Here is a 3,615-nt window from a genome sequence, read left to right as displayed (position 1 = left end):
CGACAATACTTCTTCGTGAATGCTAATAGCCAATACCAAAATCCACCTGAATATGACATTGTTGAGGCCGAATATTTCTTCGACACAGACCCTGGGGTTGGCAATACGGGTAACATCTTGCCTGGTACTCAAGATGGTGCAATTGATGAAACCTTCGCCATTTCCACAACGGGCTTAACAGATGGTTTGCATGTACTGCATATAAGAGCTAAAGACACAGATGGTAATTGGAGCTTATACGAACGACAATACTTCTTCGTGAATGCTAATAGCCAATACCAAAACCCTACTGAATATAACATTGTAGAAGCCGAATACTTCTTCGACACAGACCCTGGGGTTGGCAATACGGGTAACATCTTACCTGTTACTCAAGCTGGTGCAATTGATGAAACCTTCGCTATCTCTACTACTGGCTTAACAGAAGGTTTGCACGTACTACACATAAGAGCTAAAGATGCGAATGGGACTTGGAGCTTATATGAACGTAAATACTTCTTCGTGAATGCTAATAGCCAATACCAAAACCCTACTGAATATGACATTGTAGAAGCCGAATACTTCTTCGATACAGACCCAGGAGTTGGCAACACAGGTAATACTTTGTCTCTTACTCAAGGAAGTTCAATAGATGAAACTTTGGTTATTCCAATAGATATCAATATGGCAGAAGGTGATTATGTGTTGCATGTGCGTGTTAAAGATGAAAATGGAACATGGTCATTATATCTTGTTGAAGAAATAACAGTTGGAGCATTAGATACAGACAACGACGGTATCCTAGATGTTGACGACAACTGTGTAGACACTGCCAATGCAGACCAAGCAGATACAGATTCTGATACGGTTGGTGATGTTTGTGATAATTGTCCAGATGATGCTAATACAGATCAAGCTGATGCCGATGCTGATACTGTGGGTGATATATGTGACGCCTGTCCTGGTTTTGATGATACTGTTGATAACGATTCTGATGGATTCCCCGAAGGTTGTGATTGTGATGATACCAATGCTGGTATAAATGATGATGCTACCGATATTCCAGATAACAATATTGATGAAGACTGTGATGGCACCGATTTAAAAACATGGTATCAAGATGCTGATAGTGATGGCTACGGTAATCCAAACATGAGTCAAACAGCAAACTCACAACCTATTGGTTATGTATCTGATAACACAGATTGTGATGATACTGAGTCTGCTGCCTATCCTGGAAACACAGAAATCTGTGATGGTATTGATAATAATTGTGATGGTCAAATAGACGAAGGTGTACTATCAACTTTCTATGCCGATACCGATGGTGATGGATATGGTAATCCTAATGATTCCATGCAAGCCTGTTCTGCCCCTACTGGTTATGTAACTGATAATACCGATTGTGATGATACACAAGCTGCTGCTTATCCTGGCAACACAGAAACCTGTGATGGTATAGACAATGATTGTGATGGTCAGGTAGATGAAGGGGTACTTTCTACTTTCTATGCCGATGCAGATAGTGATGGATATGGTAATCCTAATGATTCCATACAAGCTTGTTCTGCTCCTACTGGATATGTTTCTGATAATACCGATTGTGATGATACACAAGCTGCTGCTTATCCTGGAAACACTGAAATCTGTGACGGTATTGATAACAACTGTGATGGTCAAATAGACGAAGGTGTACTTTCTACTTTCTATGCCGATACCGACGGTGATGGCTATGGCGATGTTAATGTTACAACACAAGCTTGTTCTGCTCCTACAGGATATGTTTCTGATAATACCGATTGTGATGATACACAAGCCGCTGCTTATCCTGGTAATACAGAAATTTGTGATGGTATTGATAATAACTGTGATGGTCAAGTAGACGAAGGGGTGCTTTCAACTTTTTATGCTGATACAGATGGGGATGGTTATGGAGATAGTAGTGTTACAGCTCAAGCCTGTACTGCACCAGATGGTTACGTAGCAGATAATACCGATTGTGATGACACTGAAGCCGCATCCAATCCTGGTAATGCAGAAGTCTGTGATGGTATTGATAACGACTGCGATGGTGAAATTGATGAGGGAGTACTATCTACATTCTATGCAGATTCTGATGGTGATGGTTATGGAGATATAAACATGACTACACAAGCATGTTCTGCGCCTTCAGGATATGTAGATGATAGCTCAGATTGTGATGATACTAGTGCTAGTGTTTATCCTGGAGCTCAAGAAATTCCTAATGATGGTATGGATCAAGATTGTAACGGATCAGACTTAGTCATTCCTGATACTGACAGTGATGGCATTCTAGACAATGTTGATAATTGTATTGACACGCCTAATCCAGATCAAAAAGACTCAGACAATGATGGCATTGGAGACGAATGTGATGTCATGGGCATTGTGGTTCCTAAAGGATTTTCTCCTAATGGTGATGGTACCAATGACACTTGGATGATTGAAAATATAACCGCGTACCCTAGAAATAACATTAAAGTATTTAACCGCTGGGGTAACAAGGTATATGAAAGTAACAATTATCAAAACAATTGGAATGGTGAATCTAAAGAAGGGGGATCAGGAAAATTGCCAGTAGGTCCATACTTGTATATCATTGAATTGAATGAACCTGGGTTTAGTCCAGTTCAAGGTTGGATGTATATTAATTATTAACACAAAAAAGATGAAACAGATAATAAATAAAATAATAGTAATGTTGGTCTTATGTGTTGTAAATACAATTAATGCACAACAAGATCCGGCTTTTACGCTATACAATTACAATATGAATATTGTCAATCCTGCCTTTGCAGGTATTGAAGACCTTACGGAAGTAAATCTTAATTTCAGAAGTCAATGGGTAAACCTAGAAGGTAGTCCGGAAACTAAAAGCCTTATAGTTAGTACACCTATAAATGATAGAATTGGTTTAGGCCTTTCCATTATGAATGATAATATTTTCGTTCTGAATCAAACCGATATATATGCCGATTTTTCATATAGAATACCTATATCAGACCATACTAATTTCTATATGGGTATTAAGGCAGGCGGTACGTTTATCGATGTAGATTTAGACAGATTGGGTATCATGAATGACCCTGTATTTATGGAAAACGTAAATCAGTTCAATCCAAATGTGGGTATTGGCTTTTTATTAAAAAGTCAAAAATACTATGTAACAGCCTCCTCTCCTACGCTTCTTAAAAGTAAGCGCTATGACAAAGATGGTATCGTTGTTACTGATGCCACCGATGAATTACATGCTTACTTTGGTGGAGGACTCTTTTTGAACCTAAGTGAACAAGTAATTCTTAAACCCTCTGTTATGAGTAGGTATGTAACGGGGGCTCCCATGTCAGTAGACCTAACCGCTGTCATTGACTTTAGCGTCTTAGAGTTAGGAGTATCTCATAGACTCGATGAATCTGTAAGCGCAATAGTCTTATTAAAACTAGCTGAGTGGGGGCATTTTGGATATGCTTATGAAAGCACTACTACAGATGTTAAGAACTATAGCCGTGGTTCACATGAAGTTTTACTGAAATTTAGATTTTAAATAATAACTTAATTAGCAATAATAAACCCTTATCCATTTTAGATAAGGGTTTGTTGTTAAATAGTGAGGTT

The 3,615-nt window shown here is 38.6% G+C and carries 2 protein-coding genes; both read left to right on the top strand.

Annotated features, from left to right (window positions below):
- The coding region (locus tag FUA22_RS14995; RefSeq protein ID WP_170309941.1) for a MopE-related protein at positions 1–2,658 on the top strand (2,658 nt) is incomplete at its 5' end.
- 10 nt (positions 2,659–2,668) lie between these two features.
- Positions 2,669–3,544, top strand: coding sequence for a PorP/SprF family type IX secretion system membrane protein (locus tag FUA22_RS14990; protein WP_170309940.1), 876 nt, complete (start codon positions 2,669–2,671; stop codon positions 3,542–3,544).
- Positions 3,545–3,615: the final 71 nt, after the last annotated feature.

The sequence above is a fragment of the Seonamhaeicola maritimus genome, from assembly GCF_008056315.1.
GTDB classification, from domain to species: Bacteria; Bacteroidota; Bacteroidia; order Flavobacteriales; family Flavobacteriaceae; genus Seonamhaeicola; species Seonamhaeicola maritimus.
The sequence above is the reverse complement of the archived record's forward strand: the minus strand, read 5'-3'. Positions and strand labels throughout refer to the sequence as shown.